The sequence below is a fragment of the Rhodospirillales bacterium genome, assembly GCA_014323865.1.
Classification (GTDB): Bacteria; Pseudomonadota; Alphaproteobacteria; order SP197; family SP197; genus SP197.
Map to the genome: position 1 here is coordinate 9,435 of JACONG010000005.1, position 25,276 is coordinate 34,710.

The 25,276-nt window shown below is 62.9% G+C and carries 27 protein-coding genes, 1 tRNA gene and 2 pseudogenes; 10 read left to right on the top strand and 20 right to left on the bottom strand.

What is annotated here, in order from left to right:
• From GDA49_01900 to GDA49_01910, 3 genes are all read right to left on the bottom strand, one after another.
• A partial coding sequence (locus GDA49_01900; protein ID MBC6439174.1) for a helix-turn-helix domain-containing protein occupies nucleotides 1-451 on the bottom strand: 451 nt, incomplete at its 3' end.
• Between the two features lie 170 nt (nucleotides 452-621).
• Complete coding sequence (locus GDA49_01905; GenBank protein MBC6439175.1) at nucleotides 622-864, bottom strand: hypothetical protein; 243 nt, start codon at nucleotides 862-864, stop codon at nucleotides 622-624.
• A 131-nt stretch (nucleotides 865-995) separates the two neighbouring features.
• On the bottom strand, nucleotides 996-2,567 hold the full coding sequence (locus tag GDA49_01910) for a class II aldolase/adducin family protein (protein MBC6439176.1): 1,572 nt from the start codon (nucleotides 2,565-2,567) through the stop codon (nucleotides 996-998).
• Between the two features lie 250 nt (nucleotides 2,568-2,817).
• On the opposite strand from GDA49_01910, the gene GDA49_01915 reads away from it, so the two are divergent.
• Nucleotides 2,818-4,011 (top strand): TauD/TfdA family dioxygenase, encoded by a 1,194-nt coding sequence (locus tag GDA49_01915; protein ID MBC6439177.1) that lies wholly within the window; start codon nucleotides 2,818-2,820, stop codon nucleotides 4,009-4,011.
• Between the two features lie 15 nt (nucleotides 4,012-4,026).
• On the opposite strand, the gene GDA49_01920 is transcribed toward GDA49_01915, so the two are convergent.
• The gene (locus GDA49_01920) at nucleotides 4,027-4,353 is read right to left on the bottom strand and encodes a hypothetical protein (GenBank protein ID MBC6439178.1); all 327 of its coding nucleotides are present in this window, start codon (nucleotides 4,351-4,353) and stop codon (nucleotides 4,027-4,029) included.
• A 416-nt stretch (nucleotides 4,354-4,769) separates the two neighbouring features.
• On the opposite strand from GDA49_01920, the gene GDA49_01925 reads away from it, so the two are divergent.
• Nucleotides 4,770-5,045, top strand: coding sequence for a hypothetical protein (locus tag GDA49_01925; protein ID MBC6439179.1), 276 nt, complete (start codon nucleotides 4,770-4,772; stop codon nucleotides 5,043-5,045).
• 767 nt (nucleotides 5,046-5,812) lie between these two features.
• Here GDA49_01925 and GDA49_01930 read toward each other — a convergent pair.
• The 6 genes from GDA49_01930 to GDA49_01955 are packed head-to-tail and all read right to left on the bottom strand — an operon-like array spanning nucleotide 5,813 to nucleotide 8,537.
• Nucleotides 5,813-6,256: a hydantoinase B/oxoprolinase family protein gene (locus GDA49_01930; protein ID MBC6439180.1), complete on the bottom strand. Its 444-nt coding sequence runs from the start codon at nucleotides 6,254-6,256 to the stop codon at nucleotides 5,813-5,815.
• Nucleotides 6,250-6,966 carry a hydantoinase B/oxoprolinase family protein gene (locus tag GDA49_01935; GenBank protein MBC6439181.1) on the bottom strand — a complete coding sequence of 239 codons (717 nt, stop codon included), beginning with the start codon at nucleotides 6,964-6,966 and terminating at the stop codon, nucleotides 6,250-6,252. The genes GDA49_01930 and GDA49_01935 overlap by 7 nt, the downstream gene beginning before the upstream one ends.
• An 18-nt stretch (nucleotides 6,967-6,984) precedes the next feature.
• Nucleotides 6,985-7,098, bottom strand: a complete 114-nt coding sequence (locus tag GDA49_01940; GenBank protein ID MBC6439182.1) for a hydantoinase B/oxoprolinase family protein — start codon at nucleotides 7,096-7,098, stop codon at nucleotides 6,985-6,987.
• Nucleotides 7,098-7,478: a hypothetical protein gene (locus tag GDA49_01945; protein ID MBC6439183.1), complete on the bottom strand. Its 381-nt coding sequence runs from the start codon at nucleotides 7,476-7,478 to the stop codon at nucleotides 7,098-7,100. The genes GDA49_01940 and GDA49_01945 overlap by 1 nt, the downstream gene beginning before the upstream one ends.
• 2 nt (nucleotides 7,479-7,480) lie before the next feature.
• Entirely contained in the window at nucleotides 7,481-8,104 is a 624-nt protein-coding gene (locus GDA49_01950) for a hypothetical protein (GenBank protein MBC6439184.1), read from the bottom strand.
• Complete coding sequence (locus GDA49_01955; GenBank protein MBC6439185.1) at nucleotides 8,064-8,537, bottom strand: hypothetical protein; 474 nt, start codon at nucleotides 8,535-8,537, stop codon at nucleotides 8,064-8,066. The genes GDA49_01950 and GDA49_01955 overlap by 41 nt, the downstream gene beginning before the upstream one ends.
• A gap of 92 nt (nucleotides 8,538-8,629) precedes the next feature.
• Here GDA49_01955 and betA point away from each other — a divergent pair, with 92 nt between their 5' ends.
• From betA to GDA49_01970, 3 genes are all read left to right on the top strand, one after another.
• On the top strand, nucleotides 8,630-10,315 hold the full coding sequence (betA, locus tag GDA49_01960; GenBank protein MBC6439186.1) for a choline dehydrogenase: 1,686 nt from the start codon (nucleotides 8,630-8,632) through the stop codon (nucleotides 10,313-10,315).
• 36 nt (nucleotides 10,316-10,351) lie between these two features.
• Nucleotides 10,352-10,489 carry a hypothetical protein gene (locus tag GDA49_01965; GenBank protein ID MBC6439187.1) on the top strand — a complete coding sequence of 46 codons (138 nt, stop codon included), beginning with the start codon at nucleotides 10,352-10,354 and terminating at the stop codon, nucleotides 10,487-10,489.
• Nucleotides 10,490-10,616: 127 nt separating this feature from the next.
• Nucleotides 10,617-10,814, top strand: a complete 198-nt coding sequence (locus GDA49_01970) for a hypothetical protein (GenBank protein ID MBC6439188.1) — start codon at nucleotides 10,617-10,619, stop codon at nucleotides 10,812-10,814.
• Nucleotides 10,815-10,824: 10 nt separating this feature from the next.
• Here the strand turns inward: GDA49_01970 and GDA49_01975 are convergent, their stop codons facing one another.
• Together GDA49_01975 and GDA49_01980 are read right to left on the bottom strand one after the other, a co-directional pair.
• Nucleotides 10,825-11,937 (bottom strand): mandelate racemase/muconate lactonizing enzyme family protein, encoded by a 1,113-nt coding sequence (locus GDA49_01975; protein MBC6439189.1) that lies wholly within the window; start codon nucleotides 11,935-11,937, stop codon nucleotides 10,825-10,827.
• Nucleotides 11,934-13,046 (bottom strand): aromatic ring-hydroxylating dioxygenase subunit alpha, encoded by a 1,113-nt coding sequence (locus GDA49_01980; GenBank protein ID MBC6439190.1) that lies wholly within the window; start codon nucleotides 13,044-13,046, stop codon nucleotides 11,934-11,936. Before GDA49_01980 ends, GDA49_01975 begins: the two co-directional genes overlap by 4 nt.
• 1 nt (nucleotide 13,047) lies before the next feature.
• Between GDA49_01980 and GDA49_01985 the strand changes: the two genes are divergently transcribed.
• The 4 genes and pseudogenes from GDA49_01985 (at nucleotide 13,048) to GDA49_02000 (ending at nucleotide 14,578) form a co-directional block, all read left to right on the top strand.
• Complete coding sequence (locus GDA49_01985) at nucleotides 13,048-13,422, top strand: hypothetical protein (GenBank protein MBC6439191.1); 375 nt, start codon at nucleotides 13,048-13,050, stop codon at nucleotides 13,420-13,422.
• Between the two features lie 55 nt (nucleotides 13,423-13,477).
• Nucleotides 13,478-13,960 (top strand): thioesterase family protein, encoded by a 483-nt coding sequence (locus tag GDA49_01990; GenBank protein MBC6439192.1) that lies wholly within the window; start codon nucleotides 13,478-13,480, stop codon nucleotides 13,958-13,960.
• A 120-nt stretch (nucleotides 13,961-14,080) separates the two neighbouring features.
• The gene (locus tag GDA49_01995) at nucleotides 14,081-14,260 is read left to right on the top strand and encodes a hypothetical protein (GenBank protein ID MBC6439193.1); all 180 of its coding nucleotides are present in this window, start codon (nucleotides 14,081-14,083) and stop codon (nucleotides 14,258-14,260) included.
• A 49-nt stretch (nucleotides 14,261-14,309) separates the two neighbouring features.
• Nucleotides 14,310-14,578 (top strand): annotated as a pseudogene (locus tag GDA49_02000) (hypothetical protein).
• Between the two features lie 128 nt (nucleotides 14,579-14,706).
• On the opposite strand, the gene GDA49_02005 reads toward GDA49_02000, so the two are convergent.
• Both GDA49_02005 and GDA49_02010 read right to left on the bottom strand, forming a co-directional pair.
• Nucleotides 14,707-15,303 carry a DUF3726 domain-containing protein gene (locus GDA49_02005; protein ID MBC6439194.1) on the bottom strand — a complete coding sequence of 199 codons (597 nt, stop codon included), beginning with the start codon at nucleotides 15,301-15,303 and terminating at the stop codon, nucleotides 14,707-14,709.
• A complete protein-coding gene (locus GDA49_02010; protein MBC6439195.1) occupies nucleotides 15,300-16,934 on the bottom strand; it encodes a hypothetical protein in 1,635 nt (544 codons plus the stop codon). Before GDA49_02010 ends, GDA49_02005 begins: the two co-directional genes overlap by 4 nt.
• Before the next feature lie 221 nt (nucleotides 16,935-17,155).
• On the opposite strand from GDA49_02010, the pseudogene GDA49_02015 reads away from it, so the two are divergent.
• Nucleotides 17,156-17,930, top strand: a pseudogene (locus GDA49_02015) (aminotransferase class V-fold PLP-dependent enzyme).
• Between the two features lie 966 nt (nucleotides 17,931-18,896).
• On the opposite strand, the gene GDA49_02020 reads toward GDA49_02015, so the two are convergent.
• The 6 genes from GDA49_02020 to GDA49_02045 all read right to left on the bottom strand — a co-directional run bounded on the left by GDA49_02020 (nucleotide 18,897) and on the right by GDA49_02045 (nucleotide 25,012).
• Nucleotides 18,897-18,972: transfer RNA gene (locus tag GDA49_02020), tRNA-Lys, on the bottom strand.
• A gap of 548 nt (nucleotides 18,973-19,520) precedes the next feature.
• Entirely contained in the window at nucleotides 19,521-20,645 is a 1,125-nt protein-coding gene (rodA, locus tag GDA49_02025) for a rod shape-determining protein RodA (protein ID MBC6439196.1), read from the bottom strand.
• Nucleotides 20,646-20,689: 44 nt separating this feature from the next.
• Nucleotides 20,690-22,546 (bottom strand): penicillin-binding protein 2, encoded by a 1,857-nt coding sequence (gene mrdA, locus GDA49_02030; protein ID MBC6439197.1) that lies wholly within the window; start codon nucleotides 22,544-22,546, stop codon nucleotides 20,690-20,692.
• 1 nt (nucleotide 22,547) lies between these two features.
• Complete coding sequence (mreD, locus tag GDA49_02035; GenBank protein ID MBC6439198.1) at nucleotides 22,548-23,081, bottom strand: rod shape-determining protein MreD; 534 nt, start codon at nucleotides 23,079-23,081, stop codon at nucleotides 22,548-22,550.
• The gene (gene mreC, locus GDA49_02040) at nucleotides 23,081-23,941 is read right to left on the bottom strand and encodes a rod shape-determining protein MreC (protein ID MBC6439199.1); all 861 of its coding nucleotides are present in this window, start codon (nucleotides 23,939-23,941) and stop codon (nucleotides 23,081-23,083) included. The genes mreD and mreC overlap by 1 nt, the downstream gene beginning before the upstream one ends.
• A 36-nt stretch (nucleotides 23,942-23,977) precedes the next feature.
• Nucleotides 23,978-25,012: a rod shape-determining protein gene (locus tag GDA49_02045; protein ID MBC6439200.1), complete on the bottom strand. Its 1,035-nt coding sequence runs from the start codon at nucleotides 25,010-25,012 to the stop codon at nucleotides 23,978-23,980.
• Nucleotides 25,013-25,276: the final 264 nt, after the last annotated feature.

A 25,276-nucleotide genomic window follows, 5' to 3' on the forward strand; every position in this document is an offset into this window, starting at 1 on the left:
CATGGTGCTGGGGACGCGCCGAAAGCTTGCGGAAACCCATGGCGCGCAGCTCACGGCCCACTGTGGTGCGACTGATCGTCACGCCAAACGTGCGCTTGACCCACACGGCCAGATCAACCAGGCGCCAACGGACCACGCCATCGCGATCGGGGTCAGCCTCGACGACAGCAGCCAATTGCTGGCGCTGCTCATCCGTCAGGATCGAGGGTTTGCCCGGCGCCTTGCGGGTGCGGAACCCTTCTGGACCGCCAGCATTGAACCGCAGAACCCGGGCGCGGATGACCTGCAGACCAACTCCGCCAGTACGCACCGCATCAGATCGCGATCCGCCATCCAGGATCACCGCGATGGACAACAGCCGCCTCGTCTGATCTGCATCGTCGCTCTGTCGCGCCAAACACACCGACTTGATAACCGAAAAATCACTGCGAAGCCCAATACCCAGCCTCATGAAAAACTTCCTCCGTTCTCCACAATGAGCCACCATGAACAGGCTGGGGGGAATCCTCAACAATGAGGCCGAAAAGGGGCGCCAACAAACGAGATAGTCTCGGTCGATACCCTAGAATTCATGTAGGTATGGAAATGGCCGGGTCACTCCCACTGCCGTGAGCCATCAGGTCAAGGTTGCTCAAGGCGTTTCTTGGCGTCTCTCTGTTCCGTCGTCTGACGCAGGCTCTCAGGCTGACGGCAGCCGACGTGCAGGATGTCGACCCAACGGCCGGGTCGCACTTCACGGTCGAGACCATGGCGATGCAGGCTTCGATCGACGGCCAGGGCGTCGCCCTCATCGGCGACGTCCTGGTCGCCGGCCACCTTGCCACCGGCAGGCTCGTGCGCCCGTTCGACCGCAGTCTCAAACACGCCGCTGAACTTCGCCTACTATCTCCTGACGCCGAGCGACGGCGTCAGGCACCCCAAGATCAAGGCATTCCGGGAGTGGATGCTCGACGAGGCCGCAGCATCGCGCGACAAGGCGTGAAGCCCGGTGCGCCCTACTCGGCCACTTCGCCCTTGAACACCGTGTTCACCAGACGACCCGTCGGGTCGTAGTTGACCTCCTTGCCGCGCACCAAGCTGATCTCGCCTTGGCGCTGAACGTCCTCGGGCACGAAGTCGCCACGGGCGCGGTCTTCAAGGCGATAGTGCCCGTGTTCGTCGGTGCCGCGCAGCAGCATCGCGGTGTCGTTCTCGACGCGGAGCTGGCGCACCGACGGGCGGATCATGTTCGCGTTGAAGCCGATGCGCCGGTCGGCCGAGACGTTCGGCATCGAGGCGTGGAAGGTCAGTCCGTGATGCAACGACATCTGGCCGGGCCACAGGGTGTTGTCGACGGCCCTGGCCTCGTCGATCTCGACATCGAGCGTCTGGCCGCGGGAGAGAATGTTGGTGTCGTCGTCCGTTGCGTGATGCGACAGCTGACCCGTCCGGTGACTCGCCGGAACCATCCTCATGGTCCCACTCTCCGGTGTCGCCGGCGACAGTGCAAACCAGATCGAGACCAGGTCGTTGACGGTGTCGAGACCCCAGTAGGTCAGGTCCTGGTGCCAGGAGATGTGGGTCTTCCGATCGGGCTCCTTGATGATGAAGGCGCCGTCCCAAGCCATGATGTCGGGCCCGATGATATCTTCCACCACATCGAGAATGCGCGAGTCGTGCAGCAACCGGTCGCCGACCTCGGTCACGAGATAGGGCTTCGCCATGAAGTGGACCGAACCGTAGGCGGCCTCGACTCGCTCCAACTCGCTGCGTATCTCCAGCGCCTCGTCCTTCGACATGATGTCGACCGGCGAGAGAAATCCGTCACGCCAATAGCTATCAACCTGCTCCTGGGTGAGGAATTTGGGCATTGTCTGTCTAACTCCAGTAGCTCGCGTTCGAGCTGAGTGATGAGGCTGGGCCATTCCATACCGAAACGGGTATGGCCGTTGGTTGCAAAGATCTTGAGCCCCTTGTTCGATGGTCTTCTGCTGGACCTCGTCGCTGAAGTGGTTGAGCGGCACGCCGCCCTCAAGCCCGTCGACGTGGAAGCGGCAGGCCTTCTCGATCCTGTGCATCCAGACGAAAAGCGCGCCGACCGTGTCACCACAGGTCAGCAGGCTGTGGTTCCCGAGGGTCAGGATCATCTTGTCGCCCAAGCTATTGACCATGCGCTCCTGCTCGGAGCTGTCGAGCACGACGCCCTCGAAGTCGAGACAGGCGGTCCAGCCCAGGATGATCAGCACCTTCTGGTACAACGGCAGAACACCGTCCTTCTGCATGGCGACCGCATTGCCGGCGCGCGTGTGCGTGTGGAGCACGCAATGCACATCCAACTGGGCACGACGAATGCAGGAGTGGATCAGGAAGACCGCCGGGTTGAACGGATCGTCGCTCTCGCCGATCATCTGGCCCTTCTGGTCGACCTCGACCAGCGAGCTGGCCGTGATCTGGTCGAACAGCAGACCGTAGGGGTTGATCAGGAACTGCTCGGCCCCGGGCACGCGGGCCGAAAGGTGAGCGCCCGAGATATCGGACATGCCATAGAGATCAATTGGCTGGTAGCAGGCGGCGAAATCGCAGCGCATCTGCCACTAGGCGTCGGTCATCAATGTCTTCAAGGATACCGGTTGCGCCATACGCCTTCTCCGACGTGATGCAGCGGGAGGAGTCTATCAAGACCGGTCCGAAGAACCCAAGCCGATTGATCGAGATGATTCGCGAATTCTATATGATGCACCGATGGCTCAATCTGGCTTGCCCTGCTTCGCAGCCGATGTGAGTTTACAGGCACTGTCAAACGATTCAGGCTTGCCGGGACGGCAGGAGGCACGGGCCATGGGTGTGGTCGATTCCGATCCCCGTTTCCAGGTTTCATTCATGGACAACCACGGCGCCCAGCTCGACATCACTTGGGCCGATGGCCATCGAAGTACATTTCATGCCGTGTGGCTGCGCCATGCCTGCCAGTGCGAGGACTGCGGCACCTACCTCAGCGCCATCCGTTCCTTGCGCCTGACCGAGATCCCCGACGACATCGAACTGGCCAAGGTCGAAGAACACCACGGCGAGGTCAGGATCGTCTGGTGCGGCGATAGCCACAAGAGCCGGTTCCCCGCGCGCTGGCTGCGCGAACGCTGCAACAGCGAGAGTGAGCGCACGCGGCGGCGCTGGCGCCCTGTACTCTGGAGCAAGGAGATCGAAGCGCGTGTGCCCGAGGCGGACTACGATGCGTGCAAGGCCGACGATGGGGCGCGCCTGGTCATGCTCGAAAAGCTCCGGGACCACGGCTTCGTCCTGGTCCGTAACGTGCCGGACGACCCCTCCGCGACCGAGGACATCGCCGGTCTCGCGGGGCCCCTGCGGATCACCAACTACGGCAGCATCTACGACTTCACCTACAAACCCGACGCCTTGGTCTACGGCGATCTCAACGTCGCGCTCGATCCTCACACCGACGAGCCCTATCGGCAGGCGCCGCCGTCGGTGACCTGCTTCCACTTCATCCGCGCAGCAGCCAAAGGCGGGGAAAACACCATGACGGACGGATTCCGCATCGGTGCGATCCTGCGGGACGAGGACCCCGTCGCCTTCCGCCTGCTCGCCACGCTGCCGCTGACCTTCTATCGCCGACTCGAAGGCCAGAATCGCGACTTCCGCATGCGGGCACCGGTCTTCAGCCTCGACGAAGACGGTGAGATCGCCGGCATCCGCCACATGGACCGTTCCATCGGCCCAGCCGACATGGCCGACGACATGATCCGGCCGTTCTACCGGGCTCTCCGCAGGCTGCAGTCGTTGTTGTTCAATCCGGCGCACCAGGTGCGCGTGCCTGTCGGCAGCGGTGAGGCACTGTTCTTTAACAACCAGCGTGTGCTGCACGGCCGCGCCGCCTTCGCAGCAGACGGCGACCGCTACATGCGCACCTGTCATGTCGAGCTCGACGAATTCAATTCGACCCTGCGTACCCTAGCCGCCCACCAGGACAGCGAAAGCGCCAATCTCAACCTGCCCCACGGTGCCTTGGTCTGACGCCGCAAACAACTTCTATCGGCAGACCGTTTCCGTGGCCAGGGGCACATTTGCGTCGAGTCGGTGCTGAAACTCCCAGCAGTCCCGGCCGCCGGCGCTGCGATAGATGACCGCGCTCGAACCTGCGCCGCCAGTGACATTGTCCATGACCAAGTGGTACCAGCCCTCATCGTCAATGAAGTCGTCGGTGACAAGAGTTCGAAGCGACTCACCTAGCTCGCCCACCCCGAAGGCCGAAGGCGTTCGTGGACGACGGTCACGCAACAGACGGGGCTTGATCTTGAGATCGGGATTGATCCCCGCATGGTTGCAGCCGATCGCGTAGAGCGGCAGATCGGGCAACACGTCGATATCCTTGGAGACGACTGATGACCCTTGACGGTCTACTTGCTCTTATCGGGTTGCAGGTGTCGGCGGTCTCCCGGAGTGGCTAGAACGTTGCGCTCAGCGTGAGCAAGGAAGGTATGATGAACGTTGAACTCTTGATCTTTATCGCAGGAGCGGTAGCATGGGTTGGCGTTGGCATCGGTTTCTCTGTTTGGTCTTCAATCCAAGAAGAGTGCATGAATGAGGAGATGAACTCAGAGAAGACCATGGTCAGTACGATTAAGGACATCTTCAGAGAAAGATGGATGTAGTGAGGTTCTCAAGCTCTCGCACTTGAACGCGGCGGGGCTTGGGTAATATCCTGGATGGGAGCGAGGCAGGGGCGGCGTTCAGGCGAGCGCCGTCCCCGTCTTTCACAAAGGAGGTAAGAAATGAATCTAGCACTGGCCGGGTCGCTGATCGGCCCAATCTCAAACCTGATCGACGATCTGTTTACGAGCGACGAAGAGCGGGCCGCGGCGAAGCAACGCCTACTCGAACTCCAACAGAAAGGCGGGTTTGCCAAGGCGGAGCAGCAGTTGTCTGTCATCCTCGCTGAGGCGCAGTCTCAGGACCCGTGGACTTCTCGCGCTCGCCCTACGCTCTTCTACCTCATGTATTCCGTCATTGCGCTATGCTTCATCGGCGGGGTCGCTGGCATTTGGTAGCCTGAGGACGTAAAGCACGCGGCTGATAATATCAAGAACCTGTTGGAAGCTATACCGGGTGAACTCTGGACCCTCTTTACTGTTTCGTTCCTCGGCTACACAGGAGCAAGGACCTTCGAGAAGCATTCACGTATGAAGCATGGCGGCGGCTAAATCCATGGCAGACATGTTGCTAATTGCCTTCACGTACGTGTTCGGCGTTGTCGTGGTTGTCGCCGCCGTCGGCACTGCTATCTTCGTTTGCTTGGGCGTCTGCGGCCTTATCCGATCAACAGTAGCCAACATGCAAGCGGAAATAGACGCAGAGTCTCTTCTTTTTGTTTGACCTACTCTACGGGCTGCTCAACGGTGTAGAAATTGCCTTCAACATCCGGGATTTCTGTAACAGGGCCGCCGCCTTGCTGGGCCTCTTCCTTTGGTGGGACAGCAAGTCAGGCGCGTCCCGCATATTGCCGCCGCGTGCCTTATCGACGGCTACCTCGCGTAGCATGTTTTCGTCGCCGGCAACACCTAACTCGTTCGCCGACGTTGCAGCCTATCCAATGACAGCCCTGACGGTGCGAGGCTTCCCCGCGGTTGCGGCGCTGCCCAATCTGAAGTGCTGATGCGACGCTGTCGCCGAACCCCCTGCGGTGATCGAGGGGATGTCGTGGTTCCGGGAGAGCGCTCCAACCCTCGACGACGCACCGAAGGTCTGGATCGGCAGGCCCGCCGTCGCAGCCATCAGGGCGTCTTGGAGCTCGGTGGTCCAGACAGCGTCATGCGCTTCACGCGCGCTCCCGAGGCCGTAGAGCGGTGCGTCGTGTGCTTCGTCTCGGTTGCGCCGACATCGACCGATCCAGCGGATCGCCGAAACCGCCGCCACCCTGGGTCCCGATGCGCAGCGCATCGCCCAGCTCCATCTCCAGAACGTCGATCTTTCCGAGGTCTTCTTCCCGGTTCGTGCCGGGATTGAAGGTGGTGTAGCCGGGTGCTCCCATGTGACCGTCGAGCCGACCGAGCGGACCGAAGATATAACGCTCCATGCAGCGCGAGGTGATCGATGTGTAGGGCAATGAGGCCTCGAACTTGATCTCGATGCCTGTGCCACCGCGATACTTGCCGGGACCGCCCGAGTCATCACGCAGGCCATAGTGCCGGATCAGAACCTCGGGCATCTCGTTCTCGAAGATCTCGGGCGGGATGTTCTTGAGGAAGTTCAGGATCACCATGGTACCGTCGACACCGTCGTCGACCGGCCTGCCGCCCACCGACAATCGGCTGAATCACCGAAACCTTGTGTCTGTCGGTCTCGAAGTCGGGCACGGAGACCAGCAGGATCGAGCCCTGCCCTGAGTCCGTGGCGGGCAGTTCCATCGGAACGGCCTGTGCCAGCGCACACCTTGTGACTTGTAGAGTAGCGCGCGGCATAGTCGAGCACCCGGTCGATGGTGGCGTCGTCATACTGGCCGGCCAGCTCGTGCACACGGCGCTCGGCGGTGGCAAGGCCCGTGAGGCATGTCTCCATGTCGCCCCAGTTCTGATCGGGTGTCCGGCAGTTCGCCATGATCATGTCGAGCAGCAGCTTGTTCAGCTCACCCGCGCTGTAGAGCTTCTGCGGCGTGATGCGCAGCCCCTCCTGATAAACCTCGTGGCTTGAGGGCGCGATCAAGCACGGTACACGTCCGCCGATGTCGGAGACATGGATGAAGGTCCAGGACCAGCACAGGAGTTCGCCGTGGACGAAGATCGGTTTCCACAAGTAGACGTCGCTCAGATGCGTCGCCATGTTCTTAGTGGCTTCGGGATCGTGGGAGATGAAGACATCACCTTCGCTGACATCGTCGCCGATCAAGGCCAGCGCACCTTCCATCGGCATGCCGATCATCATCAGCACGCCGTAACGGCGGGACGCGGCAAAAACCTCGCCCTGGCGCGACACCAGGGCGGAACCGTAGTCCTAGGTCTCCTTCACGAACACCGTGTGGGCCGTGCGCGAGACCACCTGGGCCATCTCATCGACGATAGCCTGGAAGCGGTTCGAGAGAATCTGGAGCTGGATCTTGTCCGACATCACACGCGCTCCCCGATCAGGTTGGCGTGGTCGTCCACGGTGACACGGAACGCGGCCGGGATATAAACCGTGGTGTCGTACTGCTCGACCACCATCGGACCTTCGTAGACAGCGCCGCGCTGCCAGACCGTCGCTTCGAGCGTCTCGCCGTGCTCGTGGATCACTCGCGTGCCCTTCGGTCTCTCGGGCGCATCGCCAACATCGGCCACCAAATGCACCTGCGGCTTTGGCGTCACCCCGACGATCTGCAGGCGGGTCACCAGCATGCGCGTGGGCGCGTCCGTATCGGCGTAGCCGTAAACTTGCCCGTAGCGCTTGTGATACCAGTCCTCGACCTTGGTGGTCGTCAGATCGGTCGCGGCGACATCGGGAAACGGCACGTTCACCTCGTAGGACTGGCCGACGTAGCAGAGATCGGCCGAGCGCAGGATCGTGAGAACCCGAGCACCTCGGCGATGCCGTCGGTCGCCGTGTGAGCAACCTCACGGTCGAGCCTCATCTCGCCGCCCAGGAAGCTGTCGGGCGCGACGATGCCCGCGGTGAGATAGGCATCGGTCACGGTGGGCCAGGTGCCGCCACAGCCGTAACAGGCCGGCCCCGGCAGGGTGCCGGCGCTTTCCGGGCGGACCTTCAGAACGCCCTCGGCGTCGGTCCAGGCGATGGAACCGCCGCTCGCGTCCACCGCCGAGACATCGACCGCCGGCATGATCACCGGGAAGTCGCCCAATGTGTTTTCGGCAGCATAGCGCATGCCGCCTTCGAGGATCGAGACGTCGATGCTCGTGCCGCCCATGTCGACCGTGACGATGTTGGGAGCGCCGATCATGTTGGCGACATAGTGTGCGCCGATAACGCACGAGGCCGGTCCGGAGAGCGGGGTTTCCACGGGGCGTTCGGACGCCGAGCCGACGCCCATCACGCCACCGTTCGACTTGGTCGAGAACACCCGGCAGGTCATGCCGAGATCACGCGTGCGATCCTGGAGCGTCGTGAAATAAGCTTTCATGCGCCCGCCGACATAGGCGCTGATCACGCTGATCAGCGAGCGTTCGTACTCGCGCTGCTGCTGCCAGACCTCCGATGAGGTGCAAACGTAGATCCCCGAAAACCCCTCCTCGATCCAGCTCTTCGCGAGGCGTTCGTGCTCGGGGTTCTGGCGGGCATGGAAAAAGCAAGACTGCGAGCGTCTCGATGCCGTCGTCCAGCAGCGCCCGAGCCCGCTCTTCGACGTCCTCGCGGCGAATTGGCGTCTTGATCTGGTTTGACGCCAGCATGCGCTCGTCGACCGGTCGGACATGGCTGCGCGGCACCAGCGAGACCGGCTTGGGTACGAAGAAATCATTGGCCTTGGGCAGGCGCAGGCGGCACAGCTCCAGCGTGTCCCCTACACGAAATGCGACCGGACCTTGGCACGACCGGCAATGCAGTGGCAAACGCACTGTCGCGACATCGCCATTCGCTGATCGTTCATATGGGCTGGTCTGAGCACCGCCGCTTCGCTAGGTTCCGCGCGAATTCTTGGGGGTGACCCATGGCGAAGCACGTGTTCGACCGCGAGGTCGAGTTCATCATCATCGGCGCAGGTTCGGCGGGCTGTACGCTGGCGAACCGGCTTTCGGCCGACAGAGGGAATCGTGTCCTGCTGATCGAAGCGGGCCCGATGGACAACGCGCTCGACAGCTGGAAGATCCATATGCCGACGGCTTTCGCCCACCCGCTGGCCGACGACAAGTACAACTGGTTTTACCACTCGGAACCCGAGCCCTATCTGAACAACCGCGTCATCCATTGCCCGCGCGGCCGGGTGATCGGCGGCTCAAGCTCGATCAACGGCATGGTCTACATCCGTGGCCACGCCTTCGATTACGACAAGTGGGCCCAGCTCGGCTGCCAGGGTTGGTCCTACCGCGAGGTTCTCCCCTACTTCCGCAAGGCGGAGAACCACGACCGGGGCGCGGACGACTACCACGGTGGCGACGGCCCGCTTCACGTCACCTCGGGCCTGGTCGAACGCAACAAGCTCTATGGTGCCTTTATCGAGGCTGCGGTCCAGGCCGGCTACCACCAAAGCCAGGACCTCAACGGCATCCGCCAGGAAGGCATCGGCCGGATGGACCGCACGACCCACAACGGGCGGCGCTGGAGCACGGCCACGGCCTACCTCAAGCCGGTCATGGGTCGCGCCAACCTCTCGGTCGACACCCGCGCCTTCACCAATCGCATCCTGTTCGACGGCACGCAGACAGTCGGCGTGGAGTACGAACACGACGGTCGCACGAAGCGTGTGTGCGCCAGCCGCGAAGTCATCCTGAGTGGAGGTGCGATCAACTCGCCCGCCGTGCTGCAGCTCTCGGGTGTCGGCAACGCCGACGAACTCCAGACGCTCGGCATCGACGTTGTCCACAACCTGCCCGGCGTGGGCGAGAACTTGCAGGACCATCTCGAGGTCTTCGTGCAGCATGAGTGCACGCAGCCGATCAGCCTGCTCAACCACCTCACACCCTTCGGCAAGCTCAAGGTTGGCGTGCGCTGGTTCCTGACAAAAGATGGGCCAGCCGAGACCAATCACATGGACGTCGGCGGTTTCATCCGCAGCCGCCCCAGTATCGAGCATCCCGACATCCAGTACCATTTTCTGCCGATGGCGATGACGTACGACGCCTTCAACATCAACAAGATCCACGGCTACCAGGCCATGGTCGACATGATGCGCCCTCTGAGCCGCGGTTATGTGAAGATCAAAAGCGCCGACCCGCGCAAGCAACCGGAGATCCTCTTCAACTATCTCAAGGAGGACGAGGACGTGCGCTGTCTGCGCGACGGCACGCGCCTGACCCGCGAGATCCTCGCGCAATCCGCCTTCGACCCCTACCGCGGCAAGGAGCTGTGGCCGGGCAAGGAGAACCAGACAGACGAGGAACTCGACGCCTGGATCCGTGAGACCGCCGAGTCGAGCTACCACCCTTCCTGCTCGTGCAAGATGGGGCCGGACCGCGACGTCATGGCGGTGGTCGACCCCGATCTCAAGGTGCACGGTCTGCAGAACCTGCGCGTCGTCGACGCCTCGATCATGCCCAATGTGGTCTCGGGCAACCTCAACGCCCCGACCATCATGATCGCCGAAAAGACCGCCGACAAAATCCTTGGCAATGCGCCTCCCCCACCCTCGGACGCGCCTGTGTGGGTGCACCCGGACTGGGAACACGAGCAGCGTTAGAAGGACGCACCACGCTTCGGAAAGATCGATGAGGAGTTGTTTCTCTACAACTGGAAGCGCGTCCTTCAGATTGTTGAACTCGTGTTTGGTGGAGACGGTGACGATGTGATCGTTAACGTCAACTTCGCAGAAGGCGGGGCCGGCGACGACGAAATCAACAGCGGAGAAGGCTAAGGTGACGACGTTGTCCAAGGAGGAGTGGCAACGACAAGCTCAATGGCGACCAAGACGACGATACGCTGTGACGGGCGAGACCGGCTCAGACGTGTTCCGCTTCTGTGGCAATGGCCCCGGAGAGGATGTGGTCACGGACTTTAGCCTCGCCGAGAACGATGTGATCGATCTTTCAGGCCTTTCCGACATCGATGGCTTCAACGACCTGATGGCCGATCATCTGTCGACCGATGGAACCAGTGTCGTGATCTCGGACGACGGCGGCGACAGCATCATCGTCATCGCAAACCAAACGCACTTCATCGAAGAGGACTTCCTGTTCTGACCACGGCCACTTAGGCGTAAACTGCTACCGGCTCGCCCAGCTGCTCAAGCTCAGGTTCCACCCCGAGTCCCGGCAGCGCCGGTGCTGCAGTCATGCCGCTTTCGTTGCGTGAACCTTGGCCCGGTGCAATGTCATCGACCAGATGGTCGTGGGCGATCCAGCTCGCCAGTCGGTTGGCTTCGGGCGTCGAGTGCGCCAGATGCATGGCGGCGGTGTCGACGAGCACGGTGCCGCCGACGTCTTCGATGTGCATCTGCCAGCCGACGCTGACGCCGAAGTCGCGCACCTGGCGTGCCCGGGTGAGCCCGCCCAGGCGGTTGGGCTTCACCTTTACGCCCTCGCAGGCGCCGGCGCCATGGGCAGCAACATGATCGGTGAAGCCGTGCAAGCATTCGTCCAGCATGATCGGCTGGCGGGTGTTGCGGCGCACGTGGATCGACTGGTCCATCGTCTCGCAGGGCTGCTCGAACCAGCCCGGTGCGATATCAGATACCGCGTTCATCACCTCGATAGCGACACCCGGCGTCCAGGCGCGGTTGCTATCGAAGGTAACGCGTTCGTCGGACGGCAGGCTGTCCATCACGGCGCTGATCCGGGCGATATCACCGGTGATATCGGTGCCGCCAACCTTGCAGGAATGTACGGTGTAGCTCTTCGCGCGGGCATCGGCGATGTATCCCACCATCTCGTCGGGGGTGCCGGTCGAGATCGAGCTGTTGGTCAGGATCACCCCGCTCTCGCGCCCGCCAAGCAGATCGCAGACCGGCAGTCCGGCCGCCTTGCCAAGGATATCCCAGCAGGCGATGTCGATCGGGGACTTCACATAAGGATGGCCCGGCAGGGCGACATCCATGAGACGGTTGAGCACGTCGATCCGGCAGGGATCGGTGCCCAGGATGACCGGCGCCAGCTCCTCAAGTCCAGCACGGACGCCGCGGCCGAAGGCCGGCAGATAGGTCGAGCCCCAGGGACAGCCCTCACCCCAACCGCTGACACCGTTGTCCGTGTCGAGGCGAACGATGGTACTATCGAGCCGCTCGAACTTCAGGCGCCCGCCCGAGAGCCAGTAGGGTTTCGCGAGCGGCAGATCGAGGTGCCACACCGTCAGGCGTGTGACCCTCACGCCGGGACGCCCATGGCCTCGCGATACCAGCCGTAGATCGCGGCAATCGAGTGTTCACTCAGCGCGCCGCCCTTGGGATCAATCACCAGTGGGCCCGGCTCGTAGTAGCCGCTCTCCAGCCCGCGCTGGACCGCCTCCACGATCGAGATGTCTTCGGTCACCGTGGTCTCCAGGTCCTGCTGGGCAAGCTTGTCGATCCGCTCGGAGGTCTCGCCGCCGGGTGTGAACCAGCCGCGTTTCACGGTCACGCTGCTGTGGTCGTTGGCCTGCCAGTGGTAGATGTTGAGTACACTGCCCGGATAGACCTGAAAGGAAATCGTCGGCCAGAGGTACCAGGAGCTGTACTCGGCCGCGTGCGGATTGGGCACGTCGATCGCGTAGGTCATCTTCTCGGTCGCGACCGATTGGGTGACGTGGCGCAGACTGTAGCCGGTCGGCACGATATCGTAGTTGTCGGGATCGATGATGCCGCTGACGAAGGTCGGGTGGCGCAGCTTGCAGTGATAACACTCGCTGTAGTTCTCGACCGACACCTTCCAGTTGCAGGCCTCTTCAACCGGAATGACGGCAACCTGCTTCAGCGCGTCAATCTCCGGCAGGAACTCCCGCATGGCCGCCTCCACACCGGGGTACCAGTCGGCCATCGGTGCGGCATCGGGATCGAGGTTCACGAACACGAAGCTGCAGAACACCTCGGTCTTTACCTCGCGCAAACGAATGCAGTTGCGGTCGAAGCCGGGCACGCGATCCTCGCCCGGCGCGCTTTTCAGGCTGCCGTCGAGATCGTAGCGCCAGCCGTGATAGGGGCAGATGATGAAGGGTCGACTGCCCCGCCCCTCGACCAGCTCGTGCGCCCGGTGGCGGCAGACGTTGTGGAAACACCGAATGCTGCCGGCGCGGTCGCGCACCGCAAACAGATGGGCCTTTCCGACCGAGAACGTGACGTAGTCGCCCGCCTTTGCGAGTTCGCCGGAATGACAGGCGAACTGCCACGTGCGCGCAAAAATCGCGCTTTGCTCAAGCTCGAAGACTCCGGGATCTGTGTACCAGTGCGCATCAAGCGCCATGACGGGAGCGGTGGTGTCGCGCGTGTTTGCCTGAACCGCCATCGTGCCGATCTCCAGACAGGATATGATGGATTCTCATAACTCCGTTTGGGTCAAGAATCACTCGGAATTCCACCCAAAGAACAATCTTGGCGTTACAATGCACTCAATCAAACACACCTGCCGGAGCATGAGGCGATGGCTTGCCACGCAGCGCCATCGCGGCAAACGTGCTGCCGACGCTTTCCTGAAGGCCGCAACGGAGCAGGCCGAGCGCTTGCGTTACCAGCGCACCCTGCAAGTTATCGAACGCGGGATGGCGATGACAGATGATAACGACGGAGACAGCGTGCAGTCGGCGTTGCTCGTACTCTGCCAGAACCTCACCGGCAACCTCGGCACAACCGCCGGACAGCAACAACGGGCTGGCGCGGCTTGAGCGAAGTCGCTAGATCACGCTACCGAGCGCTTCAGCCGATCCAGAGACCTCCGCCATGACCGATACTGCGCCCTTTCCCGCGCTCCGCACCCACGTTCTCGCCGAACATGTCGACCACAACGGCCACATGGGCATCCGGGCCTATACGCGGCTGTTCGACGAGGCGACGACCCCGTTCTACGTCCACCTTGGCATATCACGCGATGCAGTGAAGAATGCCGGCGGCACAATCTTCGCCCTGCAGGACACCGCCTGGTACCGCCGCGAGGTGATGCAGGGCGATCCGCTCCTGATCACAGGCCAGCTGATTGACTTCGACAATAACAAGGTCGTGAGTTTCCTCACCATGCAGCAGATGCGTGACGACTACGTCGCCGCCTGCTTCGAGATCATCGAGGTCTTCATCGACTGGGAAACGCGCAAGCCTGGCGCCTTCCCGGAGACCATCATGACCCGGCTGGCCGAGGTGCAGGCCGAGCAGAGCCATCTCGAGCGCCCGCGGTTCTCGGGCCGGGGCGTCGAACTCAAGCGCAAGTAGCCGGACGCATGGCCGCTGCCCGGCGTACCTTCGACATCGCCGTCATCGGCGGCGGCACACCTACCTCTTACCTCTGCTTCCGCTAGTCCTCCGGCCATGCCGACTTGCCCGGCAGGTGACATGTTCGCGCTGGTCAACAACCGCAGCGACTGGCACACGATGGGCAAGATACTGGGCGGCATTGTGGTCTGCAATCAACAAACCGTTTTCAGAAGGCTTCGTGGCGCTCAATTCGCCCGATCTCGCCGTCGTGCGCCAGTCGACCTAGCTGAAGACGCGGATCGCCGCGAGCCTGCTTGATTTCGGTTACACGCGGCAGTGGTTCTTCGATCGCTTGGTAACACCGGGCATGAATGTTGCCGCCCTGATGGCAGACCGCCCTGCCCTGCGCGACTGGGCGCGTGAACACGCCCCCGGAAGCCGGCATGCCAGCGCCACCTGCCGGATGGGCCGCACCGACGATTCCAAGGCCGCCACCGACCTGGCAGGCCGGGTCATCGGCGTCAACGGCCTCAGCATCGCGGATGCCTCGATCATGGCGTGCGTGGTCAACGCCACAACCTCATCACCATCATGATCGGCGAGAAGATCGCCGACGGTCTGCTGAAGACAACCTGACCTGTGATACCGGGCGACCGAAGGGAGAGCCGGGACCTCGACAGGGCAGCGCCGATCCCTCGAGGTCCCAGCCCTCTGCCCTTCAGTCTACAGCCGGGATGACACCCGGGCAAAGGTCAGCGCTTGGTCTAGTCGTTGTCGTCGAGATTGGCTCCGGCGCCTTTGGCGCGGGACTCGTCGGTCGCTGGTGCGTAGGTCCTGTGCGCCAGCGTCATCAGCGTCGCCCATGCGGTTTCGTCGACCTCCGCCCGTGACAGCCACGGCTCCACCGGCAAGGCATCATGCTGTGCCGTGCAGCGCAGGTTGACGCCGGTATCGGCGTGAAGCGCCGCGCCGCCCGCTTTCATCGCCTCGTGAGAGACAACGACCGTTGCATCCTCCCAAGCGATCACGACACAACCCTCCTCGCGCACCACGAAGGCTGCGACAAGCAGGGGATGACCGACCTCGTCGAACGTCAAAGACTCATCACCCGCCAGGACATCCAGACTGTCACCCAGCAGCGCGCCGACACGCAGGGGACAACGTTGCGCACGATCCCAGTCGCTGCAGCAGCATGTTTCAGCCGCCGTCAGGTGCCCGGCCAGCAGACGTCCACCGTCTTCACCGCGGGCGCAGAGCCAGCGTGCCGCCTTGCCCGCTTCCTCCGCCATGCCCCAGGGGCAACCGATGCCGCGCGCGGCCTTCTTGGCCATGGCATCAAGTTCGTTGAACGACACCTTCACGGCAGCACCGGGTAGGACCAGTCGTCGCGCGGCGCATCGGCAAGTTCATGAGGGAACGGCGCACCACGGTACATGTTGATCCGCACCCATCGATCCGACTTCGGATCGAAATGGCTCGCCCCGAAGAAACTCAGCTTGCAGCGCAGCATGTCAATCGGCAGCAGGTCCGACGCGATCGTGTTGTCGCGAACTTCCGCATAGGGGAAGCGCGCCATGGCCTGCACGCGCCGAACGGCATAGCGGTGTCGCGGATGGGCCAGCAGGAAGTCCGCGACTCTGCACTCGTCCTCCCAGGTGTCGATGGCCTGTCGCAGCGCCGCAACGTCCCGACCCGGCGCCAACGGCTGCTCGTAAGGCTCGATCGGCTCTTCGAAGCGCTCGCCCAGGCGCGGCTCCAACTTTTCCTCGGAGACGTACCAGACGCGCGCCCGGCTTGCCGCCGCGCCCCAGTCGACATCGAGCGCCCAGCCGTAGTGCCGGTCGACCAAGGTGGAGAGCGTTCGCAATGGTTGCCCGCCATCGATACGGAACGCGGTCAGTTCGTCGGCGCTCATGGTGGGGGTGAGATCATCGACTAGATCGCCATAGGGCTCCAGGAGCAGCGAGACCAGCTGTTCCTGCCCCTCGAGCGAGAGACTGGCTTCGGCCCAGAGGTAGAGGCGATCCCAGGGCCGATCCTCGGCGAACGACTGGCCGCGGACATGCTCCGAGAGCTTCGCCAGATCGGCGTAGAGTGCGTCGAGCTTCTCGGCCTGCAGGGGATGCTCGCGCGGCCAAAGATCGGCATTCAGGCAGGCACGCTCCAGCACCGTGCGAAACACGGCAATCTCCAGCTCGGAGGCGCGCTCGACCGATCGGACCCGCGCCAGCGCCGTTTCGCGCGCGGCGATCCAGTTGTTGAGCAACGCCGGGTGCGTGATCAGGAACGGCGCCATGCCGAGGCCCGTCGAGTTGCCGACACCGAAACGGCGGCGCACAGCAGGATCCATCGCCACGGCCGTCTCGGGTGACCTCGTGCGCGCCAAGTGCTCGACCAGGTCGAGCGTGAAGGCACGGATCAGCCAGACCGACAGCATCTCGGCCTGAAACGGCCCGGCGAACTCCGGCCGGGTACAGATCAGCTCGCGGTCGGCCGCACCGAACTTGCCGGAGCCGTAAACTGCCGTCGTGCGCATCAGGTAGCCGACCGCATTGATCCTGTCGGCATCGGGCTGGCGGCCGGCGGCAAGGCTTTCGATGACATGGTCGAACAGGCGCACCGACCGGTTGGCGCGGGAGACGGAGAGCTCACGCTCGCTGTAGCGGCCCGCCTCCTGAATCGGCACGTTGCGCGACAGCCGCTCAATGTCGTCATCAGTCGGCACACCGTCGAACAGTGCAAAGGTTGCGTCCCAGGCTTCGGCGATCACACGATCCGAGCGCAGGTCATCGGGCAGGTCATGGGCGAAAGCGACCAGGCTGTATGCGTTCTCCGGTCCGGCCGCAGTGTAGACGGCGACACCGACACCCTTGTCGTCGATCGCGAAGCGCGGCCGGTTGAAGGTCCAGGCTTCGTCCCGCAGGCGCCGCAGCAGCGTGCGCATGAACGACAGGCGGCACTGGTGGAAACTTCCCATGCGCGCCAGCCGCATGACCTGCTCGGGCGGGCGCAACGCGACATCTTGGGAAAGGGTGGCAATGTCCGTCAAGGAGTTATCCGTTCGATGGCGATCCAAGTCCTACGACCAAGCGAGTCCCCTTACAATGGCCGCACGATTCCCAGCCGAACGCAAGGCTGTCACGCCCCCGAGACGTGCGAACGACCTTCTGAGGGTGTGTTCGTCTAGACCAATTTCGTTGACTGGAGCCCGCCATGTCCCACGCCCCGGATGTCTTCGACGATCCCTTCATGGGCGAGCCGTACCTCCTGACACCCATCCCTCTGACCACCAGTCGTGCGGTCAAGGAAGCCATGCTGAAGGACTGGGGCTCTTGGGATGGTGACTTCCGCGCGGTCACACGTGCGGTCTGCGAGATGCTCGTCGATCTCGCCGGCGGTGCCGACGGCGTGCTCGACTGCGTTCCGATGCAGGGCAGCGGCAGCTTCATGGTCGAGGCTGTGCTGGCGTCATTCGTGCCACACGACGGCAAGGTGCTCGTCTTGGCCAACGGCACCTACGGCCTGCGGATTGCGCAGACAATGGACTGTTTCGGGCCCGCCTAAACGCTGATCGACAAGGGCGACTACCTGCCGCCGCGAGGCGAAGAGGTCGCCGCGGCACTCGCGGCCGGTCCCACGACCAGCCATGTCGTTGCCGTTCATTGCGAGACCAGTTCGGGGATCCTGAACCCGATCGAGGAGATTGCGGAGACCACACATGCCACGGGGCGCAAGCTGCTTGTCGACAGCATGGGCGTCTTCGGCGCCGTCGAACTCGACTACAGACGCATCAGCTACAACCTCCTGAAGGCCAAGGGGTTCATCATCTATTCGGGTAAGCTGACGGTGGTGGAGAGCTTCCGGGTGGGCTGCATCGGCCGCATGGACGAACACGTCATACGCCGTCTCGTGGCGGCCGCAAGGGATGCGCTAACGGAGATGACCGCCTGCGGCCGCACTGGAAGAGCGTGCCAAGCTGGCGACCTGACGTGCTTTTCTTATGGCTCGAAAGTCGTTAGCGCAACGCCTACAAGGTGCCCCCAACCAAGTTCAACAGGATACGACCATGATCCGCGCCGCTACCAAAACCGCCGTTTTCTCGGGTGCCCTTGCCATCGCTCTTGCGTTCGCTCCGCCCCCGGCTTCAGCCTGGACAGCGGTGCCCATGCCGCATTCGCGGCGATCGACTCCGAGGACCTGAGGGGTCGCAATGGGACCCGACAGCTTCCGGAACCTCTCGACCACGACGGCGATCTCTTTCTCGACAACGGCAGCGGTCCGTTCGATACGGCCAACCTGATGTGCACCTCCAGCATCCATAACGACGGTGCGACCGGCGCGATGACCGGCAAGGGCAAATGTGTCATGACCGCCGAGGACGGCACACAGATATACGCCATCTGACACTGCGAGGGCGCGGTGACTTGGGAGGTCACGACCGAGCTTTACTACGTCGTGTCGTCGGTCAGGACAATCGCGTCGTCGGAGGCATGCGATGTCGAGAGAATGACGGCGGCGAGAGCAACAGCGAGACTGCGAAGCATCGTGGCCATACTTCGGAGATAGCGAGGTGACGTGGCGCTGTCATCGTCCGGGCCAGCCATGAAACGACATCGTCAAGCGATGTCAGCCATCCCTCGTAATACGTCACATTGTTCCCGAGACCACCGCTGTGCGGCGCATAGACATCAATGAACACGACCGACTCATCGCCCGGAATCTCGTGGCTCCAACCAACCGGTGAATGAAGTCTTGATGAACTGTCTCACTCATTGAACAAACAGACTAGGACTGTCGTCCTGTTATGTCCGCGCCATGTAGAAATGCTGGTAGAGAGCACGAGACCGGGCGTAGCTGGGAGGCCGCTCACCGTCTGGGCCGCCGACACGGTCCAGGCAGTGTCATCGCTGACGCTCCGCGATCGTCACAGCTTTATGTCTTCATTGGGAAAACATGGTGGGCGCACAAGGACTCGAACCTTGGACCCGCTGATTAAGAGTCAGCTGCTCTACCAACTGAGCTATGCGCCCACGCAAGAATGCAGCGTATAGCAGAGCGGACAAGGGCTGTCGAGGCCTCCACGGGTCGGGTTTTGCGCATGGCCATCATGCGGGCTGACAGGCTTCGCTCGCGGAGTCACAATACAGATCGACAACAGCACGGAGGCCCTGTTCATACGAGCCCTCTTGAGTGGGTTTACCGTTGCAATCATTTCAACCGCGTTCTTGCTGCAGAGCGCACAGGCCCAGCAAACGGTGAAGATCGGCGCCTATCACTTCCCCTACGCGACCAACACGGCCGACGGCATGGGTGGCATGGTGGAATCCGACACAGCAGGGGAAGAACGTGGCCGTCAGGTTCCCCGCCTCATCAGCGGCAGGTCCATGTAACCGTTGCCGGTGACGGCGCTGAGGTCCTCGTCGAGGTCGAGCCAGCGCACAACTGTGTCGACATGCGTGTCGATGACGATCAGGGAGTCATGGAATGCGTCGCGCTTCGTTGCTGATCTCGATCATGTCTGCCCCCTGCTTGTGTTGTTCGGCATGATAAACTCATCGGGAGGACACCAAAGCGCCTGTCAGAACGGCCCTCCGCCGGGCCGGCGCGGAATCGGAATGTCGCGGTGGACATGGGCGCTGGCGAGCATGCCGAAGCCGACCATCAGAGTGAGCATAGCCGTGCCGCCATAGGAGATCAGCGGCAGCGGGACACCGACCACAGGAATCAGCCCCGTCACCATGGCGATGTTGATGAAGACGTAGAGGAAAAAGGTGACGATCACGCCAAGCGAGAGAAGCCTGCCGAACTGACTGCTGCTGCGCAGAGCGACGCCAAAGCCATAGGAGATGATCAGCAGATAAAGTGCAATCAGGAGGAGGGCACCGACCATCCCGAGTTCCTCAGCGAGCATGGTGAAGATGAAGTCGGTCTGCTTCTCGGGCAGGAAGTTGAGGTGGCTCTGGGTGCCTTCGAGGAAACCCTTGCCAAACAATCCACCCGACCCCAAGGCGATCTTGGACTGGGTGATGTGATAACCCGCGCCCAACGGATCGCGTGAGGGTTCGAGGAAGGTCAGCACTCGTTCCTGCTGGTAGGAATGGAGCGTGTTCCAGATGACGGGCAACGACCCCAGGGCGACGATGAGGCCTCCGACGAACCAGCGAATCGCGATACCCGCAAGGAACATCAGCACCACGCCGCCGGCGACGATCATGACGGCTGTACCGAGGTCGGGCTGACGCAGGACAAGTGCGGTCGGCATGGCGATCAAAATCAGCGGCAACAGAAGACTGGTCCACTTGCGCGCCTGCTCAGGCGCCAGACCGTGGAAGTAGCGGGCGAGCACAAGCACCAGCGCGATCTTCATGATCTCCGACGGCTGAAGCTGGAACCGGAGCCCCGGAAGGTTGATCTCAATCCAGCGCTGAGCGCCCATGCCGATCGTACCCTTGAGCTCGACCGCCACCAGCAACAGCAGCGCAAGGCTATAGATCGGATAGGCGAAGCGGTGAAGCTGACGGATATCGACCATGGCGATCGCCAACATGAGCGTAAGGCCCATACAGAAGCGGATCATCTGGGCCATGGCCCAAGGCCTGACGTCACCGCCGGCCGCGGAATAGAGCATGGCGCAGCCAAGTGCCGCGGTGAGCATGAGCAAGGCCACCAGGCCCCAGCTCATGCCGCCGAGCTTCTGGCCCATGGTGAGACCTTCGGGCCCGAAGCGTTCTCCCCAGGCGACCACGATCAGACCTCCCGGAGCGGGTCGACGCCGTCGCCGCCGAGCGGCCAGCGGACCGACTCGCGCCGCTGCGCCTCGCGCATCACGTCGCGCGCAACCGGCGCGGCCGCGGTCGAGCCGCCGCCGCCGTGGTCGATGATGACGGCGCAGGCGTAGCGCGGCGCATGGAGCGGGGCATAGGCGACGAAGAGCGCGTGGTCGCGGTGGTGCCAAGGCACCTCCTCGTCGTCGAGGCCAGCCTCGCGTTCGACCGCCGTGATGCGCCGGACCTGGGCAGTGCCGGTCTTGCCGGCCATCTTCATGCCCTCGTCCTTGATCCGCGCGCGATAGGCCGTGCCGCCGTCTGGGTTGTTCACGACCTCGAACATGCCCTGCCGGATCACCTCGAGATGTTCGGGCACAACCCCCAGAGGTTCGAAGGCCGGCACATCGGGCGCATCGGGCAGGCGCGCAAGGCGCGGCGTTACCTTCACCTGGCCGTTCCCCAGCCGCGCCGTCATGACCGCGAGCTGCAGCGGCGTGCTCAGCATGTAGCCCTGGCCGATGCCGGTGTTGAGCGTCTCGCCGCCCAACCAGGGTTCACCGTAGACCGCCTCCTTCCAGCCGCGCGTCGGAACGAGACCGGGCCGTTCACCGATGAGCTCGACATCGGTCACGGCACCGAAGCCGAACCGTTCGGCCATGGCGGCGGTCTTGTCGATGCCGAGTTGCCTGGCAATCTCGTAGAAGTAGACGTCGCAGGAGTGCTTGAGTGCCTGGACCATGTTCATGTCGCCGTGGCCCCAGCTCCGCCAGCAGTGGAACCGGTGGTTGCCGAGCGTGTAGTGCCCCGGGCACCAGACCTCGTCCCCGGGCGTGACGATGCCCTCCTCCAGCGCCGCCAGCGCGACGACCATCTTGAAGGTCGAACCCGGCGGGTACTGGCCGGCGATCGCCTTGTTGACGAGCGGCGTCCTGGGATCGTTCAGCAGGGCCTGCCATGCCTCGCTGCTGAGGCCGTAGTTGAACGCGTTGGGATCGAAGCCCGGTGACGAAACCAGCGCCAAGATGTCGCCGTTGAGCAGATCCATGACCACGACCGAACCGGCCTGATCCTGCATCTGTCTCGCGGCAAATGCCTGCAGGCCCACGTCGATCGTCAGGCGCAACTCGGAACCCGACACGCCCTCGACACTGGAGATCTCGCGGATGACGCGGCCGTAGGCGTTGACCTCGACGTTCTGTGTCCCGGCCGAACCGCGCAGACTCTGCTCAAAGACCTTCTCCACGCCGTTCTTTCCGGTGCGGAACCCGGGTAGTTCGAGCAGCGGATCCCCGTCGAGTTCCGTTTCCGAAACAGCGCTGACATATCCCGTCACATGCGTCGCCAGCTCACCATAGGGATAGAATCGGCTCTGGCGCGATTCGATCAGAACACCGGGGAGTTCCGGAAGGTTCACCTCAATCTTGGCGACCTCACTCCAGGAGATATCTTCACGCACGGTCACCGGCACGAACGCGCTGCGCTGCGCGGTTTCCTTCAGGACCCACCGTATCTCGTGATCGTCGAGATCGATCAGCTGACCTATGCGTTCGAGCGTGTCTTCGACGCTATCGGTCTGCTCAGACACCAGAACGAGCTGATAGGTCTGTCGGTTGATCGCCAGCCCCTGGCCGAAGCGATCGACGATCAGACCGCGCAGAGGCGGCAGAAGACGCAGGTTGATCCGGTTGTCGTCGGACTGGATCTGGTACTCCGGCGCCTTGACGACCTGCAGGTAGTAGAGATTGGCCGCAAGGCCCGAGACCAGCACAAGCTGGCCTCCGGCGAGCATGAGCGCGCGGCGTGTGAACTGCTTGCGCTGGTCGATATCCTGGCGCATGTCAGCTTCGTCCGATCGCAGGCAGGCGTGGCATGGGCAGAAGGATCTGGCAGCGTGTCAGGAGCCACGCCGTCGGCGGGAAGAGCACCACGGTCATCAGCGCCTGCACGAGCACCCGCAGGATATCGAGACCTTGAAAGAGGTAGATCGAGGCGATCAGCCATCCGAGCAGCGCCGCAGGCAGCATAACGAGCGCAAAGCCGGACCACAAGACGTGAAACGGCTTGCCTATGAAGAAGCGGCGCTGCGCCAGAACGATGCGCCGGACCACAATCAGCACGAGCGACGTCATGCCCAGCGGCGTCCCCGTGACAACATCAGTCACAAGACCGATGGCGAAGGCCGCACCGTAGGTCATGAGATCGGGTCGGTAGATCGTCCAGAAGAACACGGCCACGACGCCAAGCTGGGGGACGACCTCACCGATGTGACCGAAATAAAGCGGTGTGGCTGTTGCCAGAACCAGAAGAATCCCGGTGAATGGCGGTGCCAGCGCCACGACGCCCTGACGCAGCTTGCGAATCCAGCCGTCCATTACCATAGCTGTCCCGTCGCCCCGGCCTCCCGCGTCGACGGCAGCAGACCGGGCAGAGCGTAGTCGAGCACACGAACATGCTCGATCCGTGCGGCATCAACGAAAGGCGTGACATGCCAGACGCCATCCTCGTTCGCCGTGACCACCCCGACCGCGAGACCCGGCGGCAGCATGCCGCCCTCGCCCGAGGTCATCAAGCGGTCGCCGATCATGATGTCGGCGCCATCGGCCACGAACATGAGCGAGAGCGTGTCGGAGTTGTCACCGGCGGCGATGGCCGGCGAGCGGTTGGATCCCAGCACGACCGGGACGCGGCTGTTGAGGTCGGTCAGCAGCAGCACGCGGGCGCTGCGTGTGCCGACCTCGACGATGCGCCCCAGCATGCCGTGTGACGTGACCACGGCCTGGCCGACATCAAGACCGGCGACCGAACCGGCGTTGATCAGGGCGGTCCGCACGAAGGTGCCGCTCGACATGCCGATGATTCGAGCTGTGACGAAAGCGTCACGCGGCTCGGCGACGACCGACAGGAGGTCGCGGTATTGGTCGTTTTCGGCCTCAAGCTGACGCGCGACCGCCTGCCAGTGGAGCAGGCGTTCGTTTTCGGCGCGCAGCCGGGCGTTCTCGTCATAAACCTCGAAGAAGTGGTCAACCCGGGCGACCACGGAGTCGACCGTAGCCATCGGTTTCGAGACGATCTCGATCACCGGTGCCAAGACGTCGACGGCTTGGGTGCGGAGCATGCTGACCGCAGGATGATCGATCCGGCTCAGCACCATCAAACCGATCGCGATGCCGACGAAAAGCGGGAAGGCAAAGCGCTGGATCACGCCGCCGAGCGAGAGAGCGGTCTTCAGCATCGTCCGTCAGCCACCCGCGCCCCTCCTTCGCGATCGTTAGTCGGATTGGCTGTAGAGAATGTGCTTCAGGGTCTTGCGATCCTCAAGCACACGTCCGGTGCCCAACGCCACACAGCTGAGGGGTTCGTCGCCGATCGAGACCGGCAGGCCCGTGGCGTTGCGCAACACGTTGTCGAGGTTGCCCAGCAGGGCACCGCCGCCGGTGAGGACGATACCCTTGTCGACAATGTCGGCGGCCAGCTCCGGCGGTGTCTGCTCAAGCGCGGTCTTGACTGCCTCGATGATCTGGCCGACCGGCTCGGCGAGGCTCTCGGCGATCTGGCGCTGACTGATGACAAGCTCCTTGGGCACGCCGTTCATCAGATCGCGTCCCTTGATCTCCAACGTCGGCCCCTCGCCGTCTTCGGGCGAACTGGCGGAGCCGACGGACTTCTTGATGCGTTCGGCCGAGCTTTCGCCGATCAGCAGGTTGTAGGTGTTGCGGATGTAGCGAATGATTGCCTCATCCATCTTGTCACCGCCGACGCGGATCGATCGGGAGTAGACGATGCCGCCGAGCGACAGCACCGCGACCTCGGTGGTGCCGCCACCGATGTCGACGACCATCGAGCCCGTCGGCTCGGTCACCGGCAGGCTGGCACCGATCGCCGCCGCCATGGGTTCTTCGATCAGACCCACCTTGCGGGCACCGGCATGAAGCGCGGCATCCTCGATCGCGCGCCGCTCGACCGCTGTCGAACCGGACGGCACACAGACGATGACTTCGGGCCGGGCAAAGCTCGAACGGTTGTGCACCTTGCGGATGAAGTGCTTGATCATCTCTTCGGCGATGTCGAAGTCCGCGATCACGCCGTCACGCAGCGGTCGAATGGCTTCGATGTGGCCCGGCGTGCGGCCGACCATCTGCTTGGCTTCCTCGCCGACCGCCAGCACCTGTGTCTTGCCCCGGCGGTTGTCGATGGCGACCACCGAGGGTTCGTTCAGCACGATCCCGCGCGCCTGCACGTAGACCAGGGTGTTCGCAGTGCCCAAGTCGATCGCCATGTCGGATGAGAAGAAACGGGACAGCATGGTGGTTCTGACTCTCTCCCCAAACCGGGATCAGAACGATCCCGCCGAATCTCAAATATGCGCACCACGGCCGCAGCGCCGGACACGCTTTACGCGAAGGCCACACCCATCCACTCAATCGGACGAGCAACTCCGTGTTTTACAAGCTTTTTCCGAGGCCTGAGCCTGAGACGTCATACCATGAATGCGCAAGGCCCACGACCGGAAAAGAGCCGGCACACCCGATTCGGGCATGTCGGAGTCAAAATAGGACGTGAAAGCGGC